We start from the raw sequence: 614 nt of genomic DNA on the forward strand, positions 1-614 counted from the left end.
ATCGGAGGGCTTGCCACGACTGCATGCCCCAATTCAACCAACATGCTCTTGAGGTCAAAACGATGATTAAACCGGAAGCAGTATTCCGCAAGATGCCTTGGTAAATGCTTCGCTCCGAGCGTATGGCAACTGCCCCGCAGCGAGTTTTTCACATTTCCTATCATCGTGTTTACCCAGTTGAATGCCGGATGATCCAGCCAGTCCAGGTTGCCCCCGGTGACAACACCCAGGTGCTCACAATTGGCCTCCTTGACCGCTTTGAAACAGGCCAATCCATCGGATATCACCGCGCTACCACTGGCAATATGCCGTTTTGCCCAATCAGCAACGGACTTGGTTTTGAAACCATCGACCACCGTCATCCGCATCTTGATTGGATGTCCTTCCTTGTTCAGGGCCACTGCTGCCACAAACGGCGTCTTGCCTGCCGCGCCCCGACCCCGTTTGCCACCACGGCGCTCGCCACCCCAGTAGACATCATCGAGCTGAATGATGCCGCTGATGGGCTGCTTGTCATCGGACTCTTTCATGGCTTGCAGCAGCTTGTGCTTGAGCATCCAGGCGGTGTCATATTTGACGCCCAACTGGCGCTTTAGCTCCATCGCTGACAAGCC

General features: G+C 55.0%; 1 pseudogene. It reads right to left on the minus strand.

The features are described from left to right. A pseudogene (locus MUW49_RS21240) lies at positions 1-614 on the minus strand (IS1595-like element ISKpn3 family transposase); the annotation flags it as partial.

Source organism: Aeromonas sp. LsrichE-8G (assembly GCF_022869435.1).
Lineage (GTDB): Bacteria > Pseudomonadota > Gammaproteobacteria > Enterobacterales > Aeromonadaceae > Aeromonas > Aeromonas caviae.